Here is an 18,718-nt window from a genome sequence, read left to right as displayed (position 1 = left end):
ATGCCTTCGAGGACACCCGAATGAAGACCGCTGAGATCGCCCAGCGCTACCTCGACTATTTCGAGCGCAACGGCCACGTCATCGTGCCGTCCGCCTCGCTGGTCAGCCCAGACCCGTCGGTGATGTTCACCATCGCCGGCATGGTCCCCTTCATCCCCTACCTCAACGGCACGGTGCCGCCGCCCTACAAGCGCGCCGCCGACGTGCAGAAGTGCATCCGCACCAACGACATCGAAGAGGTCGGCAAGACCGCCCGGCACGGGACGTTCTTCCAGATGCTCGGCAACTGGTCGTTCGGCGACTACTTCAAGGAAGGCGCCATCGGCTACGCCTGGGAGCTGCTGACGTCGTCCGAGGCCGACGGCGGCCTCGGATTCGCCGAGCGCGACCTTTGGGTCACCGTCTACGAGGACGATGACGAGGCCGCGCAGCTGTGGCAGAAGGTCGCCGGGCTGCCTGCCGACCGCATCCAGCGGCTCGGCCGCGAGGACAACTACTGGACCACGGGCCAGCCGGGACCGGCCGGGCCCTGCTCGGAGATCTACTTCGACCGCGGGCCGGCGTACGGCCGCGACGGCGGCCCGGCGGTGGATGACAGCAGGTTCACCGAGATCTGGAACCTCGTCTTCATGCAGTACGCCATCGCCAATGTCACCTCCAAGGTCGACTTCGACATCGTCGGCGATCTGCCCAACAAGAACATCGACACCGGCATGGGTCTCGAGCGCGTCGCCTTCATCAAGCAGGGCGTCGAGAACATGTACGAGACCGACCAGGTGCGCCCCGTGCTCGACCGGGCGATCGATCTCAGCGGCCGCCGCTACGGCGCGGTGCACGAGGACGACGTGCGCTTCCGCATCGTCGCCGACCACGTGCGCTCCTCGCTCATGCTGCTCACCGACGGCGTCACCCCCTCCAATGAGGGACGCGGCTACATCCTGCGTCGCCTCATGCGCCGCGCCATCCGCTCGATGCGTCTGCTCGGCGTCGACGCGCCGACCTTCCCCGAGCTGTTCGCGGCATCGCGCGACGCCATGAAGGACGCCTACCCCGAGGTCGCGGCGGACTACGGCCGCATCTCGGCCTACGCCGTCGCCGAGGAGGAGACGTTCCTGCGCACCCTCGCGTCGGGTTCGACCATCCTCGACATGGCCGTGGAGCAGACGAAGGATGCCGGCAAGACCCGCATCGCCGGCTCCGAGGCGTTCCTGCTGCACGACACCTACGGCTTCCCGATCGACCTCACGCTCGAGATCGCCCAGGAGGCGGGCCTGGACGTCGACCGCGCCGGGTTCGACGCGCTCATGCAGGAGCAGCGCACCCGCGCGAAGGCCGACGCGCGCTCGCGCAAGCGCGCCCTGGCCGATCACAGCGTCTACAGCGCCTTCCGCGCCGCCGGCGAGACCGTCTTCACCGGCTACACCGACCTCGAGTCCGAGTCCCGCGTGCTGGGCCTCATCGTCGACGGCGTCTCGGTCGACCGTGCGCTGGCCGGCCAGACCGCCGAGGTGATCCTCGCCGAGACGGCCCTGTACGCCGAGTCCGGTGGTCAGGTCGCCGACAAGGGCATCATCGTCGGCCCCGGCTTCGAGCTCGACGTGCTCGACGTGCAGCGTCCGGTGGCCGGGCTCATCAGCCACACGGTGCAGGTGCGCAGCGGCGAGGTCGGCGTGGGTCAGCCGGCGACGAGCGTGGTGGATGCCGCGAACCGCCGTGCCGCGCGTCAGGCGCACTCGGCGACGCACCTCGTGCACGCCGCCCTGCGGGACACGCTCGGCAAGACCGCGACGCAGGCAGGCTCGCTCAACCGGGCCGGCTACCTGCGCTTCGACTTCACGTGGGGCCAGGCACTGTCGCCCGAGACGCGCAGTGAGATCGAGGAGATCGCCAACAACGCCGTGCGCGACAACCTCGAGGTCACGACCCGCGTGCTCGCACTCGATGAGGCCAAGGCGCTCGGCGCCCAGGCGCTCTTCGGCGAGAAGTACGGCGACGTCGTGCGCATGGTCGACATCGGCGGGCCGTGGTCGCGCGAGCTCTGCGGCGGCACGCACGTGTCGTCCAGCGCCGAGATCGGGCTGGTGAACCTCGTCGGCGAGTCGTCCGTTGGGGCCTCGAACCGCCGCGTCGAAGCCCTCGTCGGACTCGACGCCTTCCGCGAGCTCGCCGCCGAGCGTGCGATCGTCTCGCAGCTCACGGCGACGCTGAAGACCCCGCGCGACCAGCTGCCCACCCGCATCGCGGAGCTGGCGGCGAACCTCAAGGCGGCTGAGAAGAAGATCGCGCAGTTCGAAGCGCGCGCGCTCGGCGACAAGCTGCCGCAGCTTGTGGCGTCGGCCGAGCGCGTCGGTCGCTTCCAGGTCGTCGCCCAGTCGCTGGGAACCGCATCGTCGGCCGACGACGTGCGCACGCTCGCGCTGCAGGCCCGCGACCGTCTCGGTGCGGATGCCGCTGCGGTCATCGCCCTCGGCGCCGAGGTGTCGGGTCGGCCGGTCGTGATCGTCGCGACCAATGAGGCCGCACGCGCTGCCGGCGCGAAGGCCGGCGTGCTCGCCAAGGGGGCCGCGGCTGCTCTCGGCGGCGGCGGCGGCGGGCGCGACGACGTCGCCCAGGGCGGCGGGACGGATGCCTCGGCGCTGCCGACCGCGCTCCGATCTGTCGCCACGGCGCTGGAGTCGCAGTCGGCGTGAGCGGGTTCCGTCGCGGCGTCCGGATCGGGGTCGATGTGGGCAAGGCCCGGGTGGGCGTCGCCCGCAGCGACCCGGACGGGATGCTGGCCACCCCGCTCGAGACGGTGCCGCGCGACGACCACGCCGTGGCGCGGGTGCGAGAGCTCGCGGCCGAGTACGACGCGTTCGAAGTGCTCGTGGGTCTGCCACTGAATCTCAGCGGCAACGACACCCCGTCCACCGCAGACGCCCGGGCGTTCGCCGCCGAGCTGGCCCAGGCTGGATCGACCCCCGTGCGCATGGTGGACGAACGCCTCAGCACGGTCTCGGCGCATGCCGCGTTGAGACAGAGTGGGCGTTCTCAGCGGGATTCTCGTAGCATTGTCGATCAGGTAGCCGCCGTCGTACTGCTGCAGCACGCGCTCGATGTCGAGAAGAACACCGGTCGGCCGCCTGGAAACCCGACGCCCCCGGCCCAGGAGCCCGCCTGATGCCCTCATCTTCGTCACCGTTCGACGATCCGCTCGCCGACCTGTTCGGCAAGCTCCCCGACCCCCGGGGACGCGCGGGCGTCGCCCGGTCGGCGCCGTCGCCCGCGAGCAGTGCCACCGGGCCGCCATCGGAGAAACCGGCCGACGAGGACCCCGATGCGCCGGCGGATGAGACCGCTTCCGAGCCCCACCCCGTGAGCCCTGCGGCGGCCGCAACCGGCGACCGGCCGCTGTCGCGACGGGATGCCCGACGGTCAGCCGCCGCCGCGAGCCCGAGCGTTACCCCGGCCCAAGCCCCGACTCAAGCCCCGACCCCGTCACCGGCCCCGCCGCCGGCGGAGGCGACCGCACCCGCCTCACGCCCCGCGGCCACCGCCCCCCTCGACGCCCTGTTCACCGGTGAGGCGACCAGCGATGACCTGGGCGCACCGCCTCCGCCGCCGGACAAGCGCCGTCGGCGGCGCGGGGGCTGGATCATCCTCGCCCTCCTGCTCGCACTCATCGGCGGCATCGGCGTCGGCGTCGCCTGGGTGTGGAACACCTACGAGGAGCCCATCCGCGAGTTCATGGGCTGGGAGGAGCCGCAGGACTACGAGGAGGGCGAAGCCACCGGAGAAGCGATGGTGACCGTCATCAGCGGTGACAACGGCCGTTCGATCTCGCAGACCCTCTTCGATGCGGGCGTGACCAAAACCCCCGACGCCTTCTACGACTACCTCATCGACACCCGGCAGAACCCGCCCTTCCAGCCGGGCGTGTACCTGCTGCAGCAGAAGATGACCTCGGCGGCGGCGCTCACCGCGCTGCTGGATCCCGCAAAGAAGCAGTCGAACACCGCACAGCTGCGCGAGGGCCTGACCGTGGAGCAGTCCCTCCCACTGCTGGCCGACGGCCTCGGACTGCCGATCGAGGACTTCCAGGCAGCCGTGGCGAACCCCGCCGACTACGGGGTGAGCGCCGCCAGCCTCGAGGGGTGGCTCTTCCCGGCGACCTACACATTCGACCCGGGCGCGACGGCCGCCGACGTGATCCGCACTCTCGTCGACCGCACCATCCAGTCGCTCGACAGCGCCGGGGTCCCCGTCGAGCGTCGCGAGGAGATCCTCACGATCGCCTCGATCATCGAGCGCGAGGCCCGGTTCGAAGAGGACTTCTACAAGGTGTCGCGGGTCATTCAGAACCGCCTCGCGCCCGGAAACACCGAGACGTTCGGCCTGCTGCAGATGGACTCCACCGCGCAGTACGGCTACCAGGAGATGCACGACGGCACGGTGAGCTCGTCGCGGGAGGCACTCGAAGACGACAACCCGTGGAACACGTACGTGCACCCGGGCCTGCCCGTCGGACCCATCGCCAACCCCGGCGATCTCGCGATCGATGCGGCGATGCACCCCGCCGACGGACCGTGGATGTACTTCGTCACGGTCAACCTCGACACCGGCGAGACGATCTTCACCAACACCGGGGCGGAACACGAGCAGGCGGTCAAGCAGTGGCAGCAGTGGTGCGCTGACAACCCGGACTCCGGCTGCTGAGCGTGGGGGAGCAGACTGCCCTCGAAGTGTGGGGCGATCCGATCGCGCACAGCCGATCTCCGCAGCTGCACACCGCGGCCTACCGGGCGCTGGGCCTTGACTGGACCTACGGGCGTCGACAGGTGACGGAACAGGGCTTCGCGGCCGAGCTCGCGCACGCCCGTGCCGCGGGTCTGCGTGGCCTTTCGCTGACCATGCCGCTGAAGTGCGCCGGCTTCGCCGCCGCCACCTGGCTCGACCCGCGCGCGCAGCTCACCGGCGCGGTGAACACGCTCCAGCTCGACGCCGACGCCCTGCGCGGCTTCAACACCGACGTGGGCGGCATCGTCCGAGCCCTCCGAGAGGCCGGCATCGAGCGTCTCGACCGCGCCCGCATCGTGGGGGCGGGGGCCACGGCCACGTCCGCGCTCGTCGCACTGGAGGAGCTCGGCGCACGTCGAGTCGAGGTGGTGGCGCGGCGCCCCGCCGCGGTCGAACCCATGCAGCAGCTGGGAGCGCGGCTCGGCGTCGAGGTCCTCCCGGTCCCGCTCGAGGCTCCGTCCCACGCTGCCGTGCCGGTGACCGTGGCCACGCTCCCTGGAGACGCCCGTGTCGCGCCGACTGCCACCGACGCCCTCGCGCAGGCCGGCGGGCTGCTGCTGGACGTCGTCTACGGACACTGGCCCACCGCGCTCTCGGAGGCCTGGGAGCGCGCAGGACACGCGGCCCTCTCGGGCGAGGGGATGCTGCTGCATCAGGCGCTGCTGCAGGTGCGCGTCTTCGTCACCGGCGACACGACCACCATGGTGCCCGGGGAGCCGGAGGTGCTCGCCGCAATGCGCCGGGCGCTCGTGGGAGGATAGGCGAATGCTCCGCGTGCTCACTGCCGGCGAATCGCACGGCCCCGAACTCGTCGCCATCATGGAAGGCCTGCCTTCCGGCGTGCCGATCTCGCGCGACGCCATCCAGGCCGACCTCGCCCGCCGCAAGCTCGGCTACGGCCGCGGGTCGCGCATGAAGTTCGAGCAGGACGAGCTGTCGATCTCGGCGGGCGTGCGTCACGGGCTCACGATGGGAAGCCCCATTGCGCTGCGCATCGGCAACACCGAGTGGCCCAAGTGGGTCGAGGTGATGAGCCCCGAACCGGTGGAGCTGACCGACAAGTCCCGCGGCCGCAGCGCCCCGCTCACCCGGCCGCGACCCGGCCACGCCGACCTCGTCGGCATGCAGAAGTACGACTTCGACGAGGCACGGCCCATCCTCGAGCGCGCGAGCGCCCGGGAAACCGCAGCCCGCGTCGCTCTGGGCGCCGTCGCCCGGGCGTTCCTCGGGGAACTCGGCATCCGTCTGGTCAGCCACACCCTGTCGATCGGCCCCGTCCGCGTCCCTGAGGGCGCACCCCTGCCCACCCCCGACGACGTCGACCTGCTCGACGCCGATCCGCTCCGCTGCTTCGACCCGTCCACGAGCGCCGCGATGGTCGCGGAGGTCGACGACGCCCGCAAGGACGGCGACACCCTCGGCGGCATCGTCGAGGTCCTCGCCTACGGTGTGCCGCCTGGGCTCGGGTCCCACGTGCAGTGGGACCGTCGCCTCGACGGCAAGCTCGCCCAGGCGCTCATGAGCATCCAGGCGATCAAGGGCGTCGAGGTGGGGGACGGCTTCGAGACCACGCGCCGGCGGGGCTCGGCCGCGCACGATGAGCTGTTCGCGACGGATGCCGGCATCGCCCGGTCCAGCGACCGCGCCGGCGGTACCGAGGGCGGCATGTCCACAGGCACCGTGCTGCGGGTGCGGGCCGGCATGAAGCCCATCGCCACGGTGCCGCATGCCCTCCGCACCGTGGACGTCACCACCGGCGACACCGCCTCGGCCCACCACCAGCGGTCCGACGTCTGCGCCGTGCCCGCCGCGGGCGTGGTCGCAGAGGCGATGACGGCGATCGTGCTGGCCGAGGTGGTGCTGGAGAAGTTCGGCGGCGACAGCGTCACCGAAACCCGGCGCAACCTGCAGTCCTACCTCGCCGCCATCCCGGCGACGCTGCGCACGACAGACGCCAGCGACCCCTCGCTGGCATGAGCGCGCTCGTCCTGATCGGCCCCATGGGCGCGGGGAAGACGAGCATCGGGCGACGCGTCGCGAAGGCCCTCGGGCTGCCCTTCACCGACACCGACGCCGCGATCGTGCGCGCCCACGGCCCGATCGAGCACATCTTCGCCACGCACGGCGAGCCGCACTTCCGCGCGGTCGAGCGCGACGCGGTGCGGGAGGCGCTCGAAGCCGGCGGCGTCGTGGCGCTCGGCGGCGGGGCGATCCTCGACCCCGACACCCGCGTGGCCCTCGTCGACCACCGCGTCGTGCTGCTCACGGTCGCGCCAGACACCATCGCCTCGCGCATCCGCGACACCACCCGGCCGCTCCTGCAGGGCGAAGATGCCGTCGCCCGCTGGAACGAGATCTACCAGGCCCGCCGCAGCCTCTACGAAGAGGCCGCGGACGTGACCTTCGACACCTCCGACGGCCCCCTGCAAGAGGTGGTCGACGCCGTGGCCCACTGGGCCGCAGCGACCGAGTCCTCCAAGGAGCACGCATGACCGGCACCACCACCATCTCGGTCACCGGCGCCGCCCCGCACGACATCCTCGTGGGCCGCGGCATTCTCTCGCAGCTGCCCGAACTGGTGCCTGCAGAGGCGAAGAAGCTGCTGGTGGTGCATCCCCCCACGCTGCGCGACGCCGCCGAGGCGCTGCGGGTGCGGCTCACCGACGCCCTCGGGGGCGGACGCCAGGTGCTGCTGGCCGAGATCCCCGACGCCGAGGCGGGCAAGCGCATCGAGGTCGCCGCCTTCTGCTGGCAGGTGATGGGACAGGCCGACTTCACCCGGACCGACGTCGTCATCGGGTTCGGCGGAGGAGCGGTGACCGACCTCGCCGGTTTCGTCGCCGCCACGTGGCTGCGCGGCGTCAAGGTCATCCTCGTCCCCACCACGGTGCTCGCCATGGTCGACGCCGCCGTGGGCGGCAAGACCGGGGTCAACACCGCAGAGGGCAAGAACCTCGTGGGGGCCTTCTGGGCGCCGCACGCCGTGCTCTGCGACCTCGAGCTGCTCGACACGCTGGGCGCCAACGAGCGCATCGCCGGGTACGCCGAGGTCGTCAAGGCCGGATTCATCTGGGCACCCGAGATCCTCGACCTCATCGAGGCGGACCCCGTCGCCGCCGTCGACCCGGCATCCCCGGCGTTCCGGCGCACGATGGAGCTCGCGATCGACATGAAGGCGCGCGTGGTCAGCGAGGACTTCCGCGAAGCGGGACTGCGGGAGATCCTCAACTACGGCCACACCCTGGGGCACGCCATCGAACACGCGGAGCGCTACCAATGGCGTCACGGCGCGGCGGTGTCGGTGGGCATGATGTTCGCCGCCGAGCTGTCGCGCCTCGCCGGTCGCCTGCCGGATGCCGCGGCGCAGCGTCACCGCGACATCCTCGAGACGCTGGGGCTGCCGCTGAGCTACCGTCCCGGCGCGTGGCCGCAGCTGCTGGCGACGATGCAGCGCGACAAGAAGACCCGCGGCGGCATGCTGCGCTTCATCGTGCTGGACGACATCGCGCGCCCCACGGTGCTGCAGGCCCCCGACGAGTCGCTGCTGTTCGCTGCGTACCAGGAACTCTCCGAGTGACCCCGTTCACCGTCCGGCGCGTCCGCCAGGACGAGTGGCGGCGCGTGCGGCGACTGCGCATCGAGGCGGTGAGCGACCCGGATGCCGGGATCGCGTTCCTCTCCACGCCCGACCAGGAGCGGGCGCACGACGACGCCTTCTGGCGGCAGCGGTGCACCGATTCCGCCGTGGGAGACACGACGGCCCAGTTCGTCGCGGAGGCCGGCGACGAATGGATCGGCACGGCCACGGTGCTCGTGTATCCCCTCGGGGCGACCGACTACATGGGGCGCACAGTCTGGACCAGCCGCGCGGACGTGGTCGGTGTCTACGTGCGGGCCGACCACCGCGGGTCCGGGGTCATCGACGCCCTGCTCGACGCGGCCGCGGACTGGGCTGCGGGGCTGGGCTTGCGACAGATCAATCTCGACGTGCACGTCGACAACGCCCGCGCCCAGGCCGCCTACCGTCGCAACGGGTTCGTACCCACGGGGGAGACCGTCGCCTCCGCCCACGGCACGGAAGCCGTCATGACCCGCACGCTCTGAGGGCACGGTTGCGGCGGCGGTCGACCGCGGCGCGGCATCCGTGCCCGGCATCCATCCCGGGCGCAGGAAGACTCGCCGGAACAGGAGATTCCGGGCCGGATCGCCCTGTACCGGTGTGATCGCCTGTCCCGGCCACGCGACGCCGCGACGCCGCGACGCCGCGACGCGCACCGTGCTGGTGCTCCGCGCCGCCGATAGGGTTCCAGAGTGAGCACCCCGCGTCGTCTCCTGCTTGTCAACGGTCCCAACCTCAACCTGCTCGGCACCCGCGAGCCGGAGATCTACGGGCACGACACCCTGGCCGATGTCGAGAGACTCGTGTCGGATACCGCCGCCGCGCGCGGATTCGACGTGCGCGCGGTGCAGAGCAACCACGAAGGGGTGCTCATCGACGCCATCCACGGCGCCCGCGAGGACTGCGCGGGCATCGTCATCAATCCCGGCGGCCTGACCCACACCTCGGTCGTGCTGCGCGACGCTCTGGCAGGCGTGGCACTGCCCGTCGCAGAGGTGCACATCTCCGACGTGCAGGCGCGCGAGCCCTTCCGGCACCACTCGTATGTGGCGGACGTGGCCGTCGTGCACGTCTCGGGGGAGGGCGTCGCCGGCTACGCGCGGGCGACCGCCCTGCTGCTGGACGTCGTGACCGGCAACGCCGACGGCTGAGACGACTCCCGACGGCATCCCGTAGAATCGAACGCCGGGCCCGCGCGCGGCGCCCGACACCCTCACACGAAACGGACTCCCTTCTCCCATGGCATCCACCGCAGACATCAAGAACGGCGTCGTCCTCAGCATCGACGGCCAGCTTTGGAACGTCATCGAGTTCCAGCATGTCAAGCCGGGCAAGGGCGGCGCCTTCGTGCGCACCAAGCTCAAGAACGTCGTGTCGGGCAAGACCGTCGACCGCACCTACAACGCCGGCGCGAAGATCGAGATCGAGAACGTCGACCGACGCGATTTCACGTACCTGTACAACGACGGCGACAGCTACGTGTTCATGGACGTGGCCGACTACGACCAGCTGAGCGTTCCCGCCACCGTCGTGGGCGACGCGAAGAACTTCCTGCTCGAGAACCAGCAGGTGCAGATCGCGATGAACAACGGCAACCCGCTGTACGTCGAGCTTCCCGCGTCGGTCGTGCTGGAGATCACCTACACCGAGCCGGGCCTGCAGGGCGACCGCTCGTCGGCGGGCACCAAGGCAGCCACCGTCGAGACGGGCTACGAGATCCAGGTCCCGCTGTTCGTCGAGCAGGGCACCAAGGTCAAGGTCGACACCCGCACGGGCGACTACCTCGGCCGCGTCAACTGACGTCGGCGCCGCCTTTTCATGAGCGCACGCACCAAGGCGCGCAAGCGCGCCCTCGACATCCTGTACCAGGCCGACGTCCGCGGCGACGACCTCGGCGTCACCCTCGCCGCTGAAGCCAAGCGCGCGGCGAGCGAGCCCGCACGCGAGTCGTCGTGGCTGTACGCCCGCGAGATCGTCGACGGGGTCATCGACAACCACGAAGAGATCGACGAGCAGATCACGGGTGTCTCCAAGGACTGGTCGCTGAGCCGCATGCCGGCCGTCGACCGCGCCATCCTGCGGATGGCCACGTGGGAGATCCTGCACAACGACGAGGTGCCCGCCGCGGTCGCCATCGACGAGGCGGTGGAGCTCGCCAAGGAATACTCCACCGACGACTCGGGCTCGTTCGTGCACGGCGTGCTCGGCCGCATCGCCCGCGCATCCTGACCCCGCCGCGGCGGTGTCGGCGCACGCGGGGAGAATGAAACCCGTGGACCCGACCCGGCTCGATTGGCGCGCTCTGCTCGCGACGCCCGCCGGTGTCGGTGCGGCACCGCCACTCGCGCTCGGCGTCGAACTTCGCCAGCGCGCCCGCCGCGACGGTTCGCCGTGGAGCGCCCCCCGCTGGCAGACGGCGACCCCGCGCGACCTGCACACGTTCGGCGCCGACGTCGCAGTGGGTCTGCGGCCGCTCGTGCGCAGCGAGCGGTCGGACACCTGGATCAAGGGACGCGCCTCGTGGGACGCGCTGCGCCGCCCCGGCCACGGTTACGACCCGGCCCAGGCGCGGTGGTTCGTCGAGCTGTACAGCATCGTCCGCGACGCCCGCACGCTGGGCACCCTGCCCGACGGCTCCGAATGGCTGCTGGTGGACGACGTCGAATCCGGGCTGCTCTGGGGGCATCTGGGGGATGCCGCGGCGCTCGGGATTCCGCTGCGCTCCACAAAACCGCAGCAGAAGGTGACGCTCGCCCGGAGCGCCTCCGCTTCGCTGCGGGCCGAGCGCGCCGGCGAGGGCCTCGCCCTCGTCGCCCACGTCACCATCGACGGCGACGATGTCGGCCCGGCCGAGGTGCGCCCCCTCGGCACGGTCGGGCTCTACCGCTTCGCGGCCTCCGGCGAGCGCATCGACGTGACCCTGGCCGCCGCAGCGGTCCCCGAGCCCGTCCGGGCGGTGCTGCGCGCGCACGCGCCGGTCGTCGTGCCACCCGACGAGACCGACGAATTCCTGCGCGATCACCTGCCCCGACTCTCGCGCCATACCCCGGTCACGCTGGGCGCCGGGGTGACGGCGCCGCCGGCGGCCCCGCCGAGACTGCACCTGGCCGTGGCGTTCGCCCCCGGCGACAGGGTGGACCTCGCCTGGTCGTGGCACTACGCGGGCATGCCGCCCGTGCCGTTCACGGCACCGGCCGCCGCCGACCGCGACGGCGCCTTCGAATCCGCCACACGCCAGGCCGTCGAAGACGTGTGGAGCAGCGCCTGCGATCTGCCGTTCGCCCCCGGCAGCGCGTTCGCCGAAGCGTTCACCGGAGCGGATGCCGCGCAGTTCACACACGCCGTACTGCCGCGCCTCGAGCAGCTGGAGGGCGTCGAGGTCGAGGTGACCGGCGTGCGCCGCACCTACCGGGAGCTCACCGGCATCCCCGAGATCACCGTCACCACGGTCGAGACCACCGACGCCGACTGGTTCGAGCTCGGCATCCTGGTCACGATCGACGGACGCCGCATCCCGTTCGCGCCGCTCCTTCGCGCCCTCACCCTGCGCCGCAGCAAGATGCTGCTGAGTGACGGCGGCTACTTCTCCCTCGCGCACCCGGCGCTTGACCGCCTGCGCGAGCTCGTGGACGAGGCCGCCGAGCTCGACGAGTGGGAGACAGGCGCCCGCATCAGCCGCTACCAGAGCGCCCTCTGGTCCGACTTCGAGGACCTCGCCGATCAGGCAGAGCCGGCCGTGACGTGGCGCGCGGCCGTCGAGGGCCTGCGCGGCCGGGGCGGCGTGGAGCCCACCCCGGTGCCGTACGCGCTGCAGGCCCAGCTGCGCCCCTATCAGCAGGCCGGCTTCGACTGGCTCGCCTTCCTCTGGCGGCAGCGCCTGGGCGGCATCCTGGCCGACGACATGGGGCTCGGCAAGACGCTGCAGACCCTCGCGCTGATCGCGCACACCCGGGAGACCGGCGAGCGACGACCGTTCCTGGTGGTCGCGCCCACGTCGGTGCTGGCCACCTGGCCGAGCGAGGCCGAGCGGTTCGTGCCCGGGCTCGTCGTGCGGACGATCGACGCCAGCGCCGTCAAGCGCGACGCGGACGTCGCCTCCCTCGCGGCGGGCGCGGACGTCGTCGTGACGTCGTACACGCTGCTGCGACTGGATGAAGGCGAGTACGGCGCAGTGGAATGGGCGGGGCTCATCCTCGACGAGGCGCAGTTCGTCAAGAACCCGGCGACGAAGCTGCATCGCGCCGTGCGCACCCTGCGCGCCGACGTCACCTTCGCCATCACCGGCACGCCGCTGGAGAACAGCCTCGGTGACCTCCACGCCCTGCTGTCGCTGACATCCCCCGGCCTCTTCCCCTCGGGGCAGCGCTTCCGCACGGAGTACATCAAGCCCATCGAGCAGGGCAAGACCCCGGAGAACGCCGAGGGCGCCCCGTATCGCGCACGCAGGCTCGACCGGCTGCGCCGTCGCATCCGTCCCTTCGTCCTCCGCCGCACGAAAGACCTGGTCGCCCCCGACCTGCCACCCAAGCAGGAGCAGGAGCTGCGCGTGCGCCTGGGTGACGACCACCGAGCGCTGTACGACACGGTGCTGCAGCGCGAGCGTCAGAAGGTGCTCGGGCTGCTTCAGGACCTGGACCGCAACCGCTTCATCGTCTTCCGCTCGCTGACGCTCCTGCGCATGCTGAGCCTGTCGCCCGCCCTCATCGACGGCCGTCACACCCGCATAGGCTCCGCCAAGCTCGACGCCCTCGTCGAGCACCTCACCGAGCTCGCCGCAGAGGGGCACCGCGCACTGGTCTTCAGTCAGTTCACCTCGTTCCTCGATCTGGCACAGCGCAGGCTGGAATCCGCCGGCATCCCGTACGTCCGGCTGGACGGGTCCACCCGTCGCCGGCAGGACGTCGTCGCGGGGTTCCGCGACGGCGACGCGCCGGTCTTCCTCATCAGCCTGAAGGCCGGCGGTTTCGGGTTGACGCTCACCGAGGCGGACTACGTCTTCCTGCTCGACCCGTGGTGGAACCCCGCAGCCGAGTCCCAAGCCGTCGACCGCACGCACCGCATCGGGCAGACGCGCCCGGTGAACGTGTACCGCCTGGTGGCCGAGGGCACGATCGAGCAGAAGGTGATGGCCCTGCAGGAGCGCAAGGCGCGCCTGTTCCAGTCGGTCCTCGACGATGACGACCTGTTCTCGCACGAGCTCGACGCCGACGACATCCGGGGGCTGTTCGAGCCCTGAGACGCGTTTGTCACGGCGTAGCGGCCCGCCCCTTCCGAGGGCACGCCGTAGACTTTGGAACTGTTCGACACGGGAGGAATCCATGCGTATCACGGGGCTCGGCCACGCCGGCATGTTCATCGAAACGGCGGGAGGCACCATCCTCTGCGACCCGGTGATCAAGTCGTCGTTCTACGGTTCGTGGTTCGTCTTCCCCGACAACCGCGCCCTGGACTGGGAACGCTTCGGCAACGCCGACTTCCTGTACATCTCGCACCGCCACCGCGATCACTTCGATCCGTGGATGCTGGAGAAGTACGTCCGCAAGGACATCGAGGTGCTGCTTCCGGACTACCCGACCGATGATCTCGAGCGGGATCTGCGAGGGCTCGGCTACGACAACATCACCTACACCCAGGCGGGGGAGATCATCGAGCGCGGGCCGCTGCGGATCATGATCACGCCGCTGCGTGCGCCCAGCGACGGCCCGATCGGCGACTCGTCGCTCTCGGTCGACGACGGCACCGCGTCGATCCTCAACCAGAACGACTCGCACCCGCTGGATCTCGAGAAGCTGCTGAGCTTCGGCAAGCCCGAGGCCTACTTCACGCAGTTCTCCGGAGCCATCTGGTGGCCCATGGTCTACGACCTCCCCGACGAGGCGAAGGTCAACTTCGCCCACCTCAAGCGCGAGGCCCAGCACAAGCGGGCGATGTTCTACATCGAGAAGGTCGACGCGCCCCACGTGTACCCCATGGCCGGGCCGCCGATGTTCCTGCGTGACGAGCTGTTCCGCTACAACGGCCTCGGCCAAGAGAACGATTCGATCTTCACCGACCAGGCCCAGTTCCTCGCCCGTATGAAGCAAGAGGCTCCGAAGTACGACGGGCACGTCTTCATCCCCGGCACCGTCGTCACCATCGAGGGCGGCGAGCAGACGGTCGAGCAGACGCTGTACTCCGAGGCCGAGATCGAGCGCATCTTCTCCGACAAGTGGTCCTACCTCGAGGAGCAGCGCGCCAGCCGGCAGGACGAGATCCGCGCCGAAGAGGCCTCTCGTGCGCCGGTGCTGCCGCCTGCCGAGATGCTCGCCGAACTCAAGGCCTGGTGGGAGCCGCTGCTGCGTCGCGGCCGCATCTTCCGCGAGGGCGTCGGGGGACCGGTGCGCATGACGATCGGCGAGCTCGACCTCTGCATCGACTTCCCCAAGGCCAAGGTGCGCGAGTACGCGGGGGAGGAGACCAACTACTGGTTCACCATCCCCGCCGACCTCGTCTCCACCAACATCGCCGAGCACGAGATCGACTGGTCGAACTCGATCTTCCTGTCGATGCAGTTCCAGGCCGGCCGCGTGGGCAAGTTCAACGAGTTCATCTACACGTTCTTCAAGTGCCTCTCGCGCGACCGCATCGAGTACGTCGAGAACTGGTACGCCGAGCAGTCCGACGTCTCCGAGGACATCCAGCTCGACGACTGGGTCGTGCAGCGCCGCTGCCCGCACCTGCGCGCCGACCTGTCCAAGACCGGCAAGATCGAGGGCGACGTGCTCACCTGCTCGCTCCACGACTGGAAGTGGGACCTGAAGACGGGCAAGTGCCTGTCGACCCTCGGGCACCCGATCCGCGCCAGCCAGGTCGAGGACGAACTGCACCGGGCCGCCGCCAGCCCCGCCGCCTGAGCGCGTCGTCGTCGACTCGGCCTGCGGGCCGATAGGCTGGCCGGGCACACCCAGCAACCTTTAACACCGTCCTGTGAGGCGGAGAAGGGAGCGGCGGATGAGCACGCGCACCGTGCTGCACGACGCCGACATCGCCCGAGCACTGACCCGGATCTCGCACGAGATCCTCGAGTCCAACCGGGGGTCCGACGGCCTGGTGATCCTCGGGATCCCGACCCGCGGCGTCACTCTCGCCGAACGCATCGGCGCTCTCGTCAGTGAGTTCTCCGGCCACAGCATTCCCGTCGGCGCGCTGGACGTCACGATGTACCGTGACGACCTGCACCGGAACCCCACGCGGGCGCCGCACCCCACCGCCATTCCCGCCGGCGGCATCGACGGCAAGACCGTGGTGCTCGTGGACGACGTGCTGTTCTCGGGGCGCAGCATCCGCGCCGCTCTGGACGCCCTCCAGGACATCGGCCGCCCCGCCGCCGTGCGCCTGGCGATCCTCGTCGACCGCGGCCACCGCGAGCTGCCGATCCGGCCGGACTTCGTGGGCAAGAACCTCCCCAGCGCCCGCGACGAGCGGGTCAACGTGCGCCTGGCCGAAGTCGACGGCATCGAGGAGGTGACGATCGGCTCATGAGGCACCTGCTGGACACCCGCACCCTCAGCCGCGCCCACGCGCTGCAGATCCTCGACGTCGCCGAGGACATGGCCGACACGCAGCAGCGTGAGGTCAAGAAGTTGCCGACCCTGCGCGGCAAGACGGTGGTGAACCTGTTCTTCGAGGACTCCACCCGCACCCGCATCTCGTTCGAGGCAGCCGCCAAGCGCCTCTCGGCCGACGTCATCAACTTCTCGGCCAAGGGCTCGTCGGTGTCGAAGGGCGAATCGCTCCAGGACACCGCCCAGACTCTGCAGGCGATGGGGGCGGATGCCGTCGTCATCCGCCACGGCGCCTCCGGTGCCCCGCAGACCCTCGCCACGAGCGGCTGGATCACCGCCGGGGTCGTCAACGCCGGCGACGGAACCCACGAGCATCCCACGCAGGCTCTCCTGGACGCCTTCACGATCCGCAAGCGCTTCTTCGCCGGCGACAGCCGCGGACGCGACCTCAAGGGGCTGCGCGTCGTGATCGTCGGCGACATCCTGCACTCCCGCGTCGCCCGCTCCAACGTGTGGCTGCTGACCACCCTGGGAGCCCGGGTGACGCTGGTGGCGCCGCCGACCCTGGTGCCGCAGGACGTCTCGGCGTGGCCGGTGCACGTGCGGTACGACCTGGACGAGGCGCTGGACGAGGGCGTGGACGCGCTGATGATGCTGCGGATTCAGCTGGAACGCATGGGCGCGGCCTATTTCCCGACTGAACGGGAGTATTCCCGAAGGTGGGGGCTGGACGCCGGGCGTCTGGGCCGTCTCGCGCCCGATAGCATTGTCATGCACCCCGGTCCGATGAACCGGGGTCTGGAGATCTCCGCCGACGCCGCCGATTCGTCCCGCTCGACCGTGCTCGAACAGGTGACGAACGGCGTGTCCGTGCGGATGGCCGCCCTTTACCTGCTGCTGGCGGGGGAGCGCGCACGAGCAGGAGAGGACGGACGATGAGCGAGACTCTCCTCATCCGCGGCGCACGCATCCACGACGGGGCAGGCGCTGACCGCACCGCCGACCTCCTGATCGCCGACGGGCGCATCGCCGAGGTGGGCACCGGTCTCAGCCGAGCCGGCGCCACCGTGATCGACGCCGACGGGCTGGTAGCCCTTCCGGGGCTGGTCGACCTGCACACGCACCTGCGCGAGCCCGGCTACGAGGCATCCGAGACGATCCTCACCGGCTCGCGTGCCGCCGCCGCCGGCGGCTACACGGCGGTCTTCGCCATGCCCAACACCTCGCCCGTCGCCGACACCGCCGGCGTCGTCGAGCAGGAGCTGGCCCTCGGCGAGGCCGCCGGCTACGTCACGGTGCAGCCCATCGGCGCGGTGACGGTCGGGCAGAAGGGCGAACGGCTCGCGGAGCTGGGGGCGATGGCATCGTCCCGCGCGCAGGTGCGCGTCTTCAGCGACGACGGGTTCTGCGTCTGGGACCCGCTCATCATGCGGCGGGCACTGGAGTACGTGAAGGCCTTCGACGGCGTCATCGCGCAGCACGCGCAGGACCCGCGGCTGACCGACGGCGCCCAGATGAACGAGGGCACCGTCTCGGCCGAGCTGGGACTCGCGGGCTGGCCCGCCGTCGCCGAGGAGTCGATCATCGCCCGCGATGTGCTGCTGGCCGAGCACGTCGGCTCCCGCCTGCACGTCTGCCACCTGTCGACGGCGGGGTCGGTGGACATCATCCGCTGGGCGAAGAAGCGCGGCATCGCCGTCACCGCCGAAGTCACCCCCCACCACCTGCTGCTGGACGAGGAGCTCGTGCGCGGCTACGACGCCCGCTTCAAGGTCAACCCGCCGCTGCGGCGCGCCGAGGACGTGCAGGCGGTGCGCGAAGGCCTGGCCGACGGCACCATCGACATCGTCGCGACCGACCACGCCCCGCACCCCGCCGAGGCCAAGGCCTGCGAATGGCCGGCGGCGGCCAACGGCATGGTGGGGCTCGAAAGCGCCTTGCGCGTCGTGCAGCAGGCGATGGTCGACACCGGCCTGCTGGGCTGGGACGACGTCGCGCGCGTCATGTCGACCACCCCGGCCCGCATCGGGCGCCTGGCCGGTCACGGCGCGCCGCTCGCGGCCGGCGAGGCCGCCTCGCTGACGCTCTACGACCCGGCGCCGGTGCGCACCTTCGGCCGCGATGACCTGCGCGGACGCAGTGTGAACTCGCCCTACCTCGGCCGGGAGCTTCCCGGTGAGGTGCGGTGGACGCTGCACCGCGGCCGCGCGACGGTCGCCGACGGGGCGCTGCGTGAGATAACGGAGGTGTGGGCATGACCCGCGAGACAGCACTGCTGATCGTCGTCGCCGTGGCGATCGGCCTCCTGTGCCTGGTCGCCTGGGGCTGGCGCCGACGCACCCGCCGCGACGCCGGCTTCGCCGCTCCCGTGGGCGAGATACCCACCGGCGCCGCCGTGATCGGCGTCTTCCCGGTGCTGTACGTCGCCACGACCCGCCACGGGGAACCGCTCGAGCGGCTCGCCATCCGCGGCCTCGGCTTCCGTTCGCGGGCCGACGTCACGGTGACGGATGCCGGTGTGGCGCTGGACCTGGTGGGCCAGCCGCGCCTGTTCATCGGCCGCAGCCGTATCGACGGCGTCGCGCAGGCCACCGTCACGATCGACCGCGTCGTCGAGCGCGACGGTCTGGCGCGCCTGGACTGGCAGATCCCCACCGCCGAGGGCGACGCCATCGTCGTCGACTCCTACTTCCGACCCCAGGAGACCTCCGCGCGCGCGCTCGTCGACGCGCTGCGGCAGATATCCGACCCCGCTCCCACGACAGGAGACCCCGCGTGA

At 70.9% G+C, this 18,718-nt stretch carries 17 protein-coding genes; all 17 read left to right on the top strand.

Annotated features, from left to right (window positions below; all coding sequences use genetic code 11):
* Nucleotides 1-20: 20 nt before the first annotated feature.
* The 17 genes from alaS to QNO21_RS05790 all read left to right on the top strand — a co-directional run bounded on the left by alaS (nt 21) and on the right by QNO21_RS05790 (nt 18,718).
* Nucleotides 21-2,690, top strand: a complete 2,670-nt coding sequence (alaS, locus tag QNO21_RS05870) for an alanine--tRNA ligase (RefSeq protein ID WP_257518867.1) — start codon at nt 21-23, stop codon at nt 2,688-2,690.
* Complete coding sequence (gene ruvX, locus QNO21_RS05865) at nt 2,687-3,160, top strand: Holliday junction resolvase RuvX (protein ID WP_257516329.1); 474 nt, start codon at nt 2,687-2,689, stop codon at nt 3,158-3,160. The genes alaS and ruvX overlap by 4 nt, the downstream gene beginning before the upstream one ends.
* Nucleotides 3,160-4,695, top strand: a complete 1,536-nt coding sequence (gene mltG / locus QNO21_RS05860; protein ID WP_257518866.1) for an endolytic transglycosylase MltG — start codon at nt 3,160-3,162, stop codon at nt 4,693-4,695. Before ruvX ends, mltG begins: the two co-directional genes overlap by 1 nt.
* A 2-nt stretch (nt 4,696-4,697) precedes the next feature.
* Nucleotides 4,698-5,537 carry a shikimate dehydrogenase family protein gene (locus QNO21_RS05855; protein WP_257518865.1) on the top strand — a complete coding sequence of 280 codons (840 nt, stop codon included), beginning with the start codon at nt 4,698-4,700 and terminating at the stop codon, nt 5,535-5,537.
* A gap of 4 nt (nt 5,538-5,541) precedes the next feature.
* The gene (gene aroC / locus QNO21_RS05850; RefSeq protein WP_257518864.1) at nt 5,542-6,753 is read left to right on the top strand and encodes a chorismate synthase; all 1,212 of its coding nucleotides are present in this window, start codon (nt 5,542-5,544) and stop codon (nt 6,751-6,753) included.
* Nucleotides 6,750-7,268 (top strand): shikimate kinase, encoded by a 519-nt coding sequence (locus tag QNO21_RS05845; protein ID WP_257518863.1) that lies wholly within the window; start codon nt 6,750-6,752, stop codon nt 7,266-7,268. Before aroC ends, QNO21_RS05845 begins: the two co-directional genes overlap by 4 nt.
* Entirely contained in the window at nt 7,265-8,353 is a 1,089-nt protein-coding gene (gene aroB / locus QNO21_RS05840; RefSeq protein ID WP_257518862.1) for a 3-dehydroquinate synthase, read from the top strand. Before QNO21_RS05845 ends, aroB begins: the two co-directional genes overlap by 4 nt.
* Complete coding sequence (locus QNO21_RS05835; protein ID WP_257518861.1) at nt 8,350-8,880, top strand: GNAT family N-acetyltransferase; 531 nt, start codon at nt 8,350-8,352, stop codon at nt 8,878-8,880. The genes aroB and QNO21_RS05835 overlap by 4 nt, the downstream gene beginning before the upstream one ends.
* A 207-nt stretch (nt 8,881-9,087) precedes the next feature.
* Nucleotides 9,088-9,546, top strand: coding sequence for a type II 3-dehydroquinate dehydratase (aroQ, locus tag QNO21_RS05830; protein ID WP_257518860.1), 459 nt, complete (start codon nt 9,088-9,090; stop codon nt 9,544-9,546).
* 88 nt (nt 9,547-9,634) lie between these two features.
* Complete coding sequence (gene efp, locus QNO21_RS05825; protein WP_257516397.1) at nt 9,635-10,195, top strand: elongation factor P; 561 nt, start codon at nt 9,635-9,637, stop codon at nt 10,193-10,195.
* Nucleotides 10,196-10,213: 18 nt separating this feature from the next.
* A complete protein-coding gene (nusB, locus tag QNO21_RS05820) occupies nt 10,214-10,624 on the top strand; it encodes a transcription antitermination factor NusB (RefSeq protein WP_257518859.1) in 411 nt (136 codons plus the stop codon).
* A 34-nt stretch (nt 10,625-10,658) separates the two neighbouring features.
* A complete protein-coding gene (locus QNO21_RS05815; RefSeq protein WP_257518858.1) occupies nt 10,659-13,631 on the top strand; it encodes a DEAD/DEAH box helicase in 2,973 nt (990 codons plus the stop codon).
* Between the two features lie 82 nt (nt 13,632-13,713).
* The gene (locus QNO21_RS05810; protein ID WP_257516763.1) at nt 13,714-15,288 is read left to right on the top strand and encodes a Rieske 2Fe-2S domain-containing protein; all 1,575 of its coding nucleotides are present in this window, start codon (nt 13,714-13,716) and stop codon (nt 15,286-15,288) included.
* Nucleotides 15,289-15,385: 97 nt separating this feature from the next.
* The gene (pyrR, locus tag QNO21_RS05805) at nt 15,386-15,916 is read left to right on the top strand and encodes a bifunctional pyr operon transcriptional regulator/uracil phosphoribosyltransferase PyrR (protein WP_257516764.1); all 531 of its coding nucleotides are present in this window, start codon (nt 15,386-15,388) and stop codon (nt 15,914-15,916) included.
* A complete protein-coding gene (locus QNO21_RS05800; protein WP_257518857.1) occupies nt 15,913-16,878 on the top strand; it encodes an aspartate carbamoyltransferase catalytic subunit in 966 nt (321 codons plus the stop codon). The genes pyrR and QNO21_RS05800 overlap by 4 nt, the downstream gene beginning before the upstream one ends.
* The gene (locus QNO21_RS05795) at nt 16,875-18,197 is read left to right on the top strand and encodes a dihydroorotase (RefSeq protein ID WP_257518856.1); all 1,323 of its coding nucleotides are present in this window, start codon (nt 16,875-16,877) and stop codon (nt 18,195-18,197) included. The genes QNO21_RS05800 and QNO21_RS05795 overlap by 4 nt, the downstream gene beginning before the upstream one ends.
* Nucleotides 18,194-18,718 (top strand): PH-like domain-containing protein, encoded by a 525-nt coding sequence (locus tag QNO21_RS05790; protein ID WP_257518855.1) that lies wholly within the window; start codon nt 18,194-18,196, stop codon nt 18,716-18,718. The genes QNO21_RS05795 and QNO21_RS05790 overlap by 4 nt, the downstream gene beginning before the upstream one ends.

Origin of the sequence: Microbacterium sp. zg-Y818, from assembly GCF_030246905.1 — a bacterium.
Lineage (GTDB): Bacteria > Actinomycetota > Actinomycetes > Actinomycetales > Microbacteriaceae > Microbacterium.
The sequence above is the reverse complement of the archived record's forward strand: the minus strand, read 5'-3'. Positions and strand labels throughout refer to the sequence as shown.

Coding starts and splice junctions, on each gene's coding strand:
- aroB (WP_257518862.1), top strand. CDS start 7,265: ATGACCGGCACCACCACCATCTCGGTCACCGGCGCCGCCCCGCACGAC.
- QNO21_RS05810 (WP_257516763.1), top strand. CDS start 13,714: ATGCGTATCACGGGGCTCGGCCACGCCGGCATGTTCATCGAAACGGCG.
- QNO21_RS05790 (WP_257518855.1), top strand. CDS start 18,194: ATGACCCGCGAGACAGCACTGCTGATCGTCGTCGCCGTGGCGATCGGC.
- QNO21_RS05845 (WP_257518863.1), top strand. CDS start 6,750: ATGAGCGCGCTCGTCCTGATCGGCCCCATGGGCGCGGGGAAGACGAGC.
- QNO21_RS05795 (WP_257518856.1), top strand. CDS start 16,875: ATGAGCGAGACTCTCCTCATCCGCGGCGCACGCATCCACGACGGGGCA.
- pyrR (WP_257516764.1), top strand. CDS start 15,386: ATGAGCACGCGCACCGTGCTGCACGACGCCGACATCGCCCGAGCACTG.
- aroC (WP_257518864.1), top strand. CDS start 5,542: ATGCTCCGCGTGCTCACTGCCGGCGAATCGCACGGCCCCGAACTCGTC.
- alaS (WP_257518867.1), top strand. CDS start 21: ATGAAGACCGCTGAGATCGCCCAGCGCTACCTCGACTATTTCGAGCGC.
- mltG (WP_257518866.1), top strand. CDS start 3,160: ATGCCCTCATCTTCGTCACCGTTCGACGATCCGCTCGCCGACCTGTTC.
- QNO21_RS05800 (WP_257518857.1), top strand. CDS start 15,913: ATGAGGCACCTGCTGGACACCCGCACCCTCAGCCGCGCCCACGCGCTG.
- nusB (WP_257518859.1), top strand. CDS start 10,214: ATGAGCGCACGCACCAAGGCGCGCAAGCGCGCCCTCGACATCCTGTAC.
- QNO21_RS05815 (WP_257518858.1), top strand. CDS start 10,659: ATGAAACCCGTGGACCCGACCCGGCTCGATTGGCGCGCTCTGCTCGCG.
- efp (WP_257516397.1), top strand. CDS start 9,635: ATGGCATCCACCGCAGACATCAAGAACGGCGTCGTCCTCAGCATCGAC.